Origin of the sequence: Vibrio sp. 10N.222.46.A1 (assembly GCF_041473595.1) — a bacterium.
GTDB lineage: Bacteria > Pseudomonadota > Gammaproteobacteria > Enterobacterales > Vibrionaceae > Vibrio > Vibrio tasmaniensis_A.
In genome coordinates, this window is the sequence record NZ_JBFRSN010000479.1 from 1 (window position 1) to 702 (window position 702).

Sequence of the window (702 nt, forward strand, 5' to 3'; positions counted from 1 at the left end):
CCTGGCTCTTGCTTTTACATGAGCGGCAATCACGACAATATTTTCCACAGATATTGATCATGATAGGACAACATCACGACTTAGCCCTACTGGGTGCACGCCCAAAGAGATATCATTTTTTGGTGAGCTTTCGTGGCCAGCGGCGAAACGCTGGTCGCTGAAATTCGATTTAGAGAGAGTTGGGGTTGATTGTCGTTGTGCCATGAGGAGTTTCCTTTCTGTTTGAGTATCACTTTTATGGAGCCGCTTGGCTGTCCCTACCTCAAACATGGTTCTTCTCTGCAGGGGCGCGAAGCGTTCATTTACCCTTGCAGAGAAGGTTCTGATTGAGGAGGGTTAACAGCCTGCGAGCCCCATCAAATGATGCGAGTCGAAAGGGAAATCGGCACATAAGACAGAAAGCCCTTACTCGAACTTAATTGAAATCAGTGAAAGGTAACGAGGAGGCACGACGAGGCGCAGCTACGCAGTAGCGCAGGCGTTCAGGATTGCAGCGATATCCTTTTAGATAGGGGCTGTAGAGAGGCACAGCCTGGGGCGGCACGCAGTGACTCACCAGGGTGATGCCACTCTTAGGCCATAGATGAAAGATACAAGCGAAAAGCCTTGCCCGAAGGGTAACGCCCAACTCAAGCCGTTACCACAACGCAGCACTTAAAATCAGCCTTAAACCGTCATAATAAAAAAGCCGCCTATCAAGCC

The 702-nt window shown here is 49.7% G+C and carries 1 protein-coding gene; it reads right to left on the reverse strand.

Annotated elements, in window-relative coordinates; genetic code table 11:
- Nucleotides 1–57 precede the first annotated feature (57 nt).
- Nucleotides 58–204, reverse strand: a complete 147-nt coding sequence (locus AB4496_RS14290; RefSeq protein ID WP_157936411.1) for a hypothetical protein — start codon at nt 202–204, stop codon at nt 58–60.
- Between the last annotated feature and the right edge of the window lie 498 nt (nt 205–702).

Coding starts and splice junctions, on each gene's coding strand:
- AB4496_RS14290 (WP_157936411.1), bottom strand. CDS start 204: ATGGCACAACGACAATCAACCCCAACTCTCTCTAAATCGAATTTCAGC.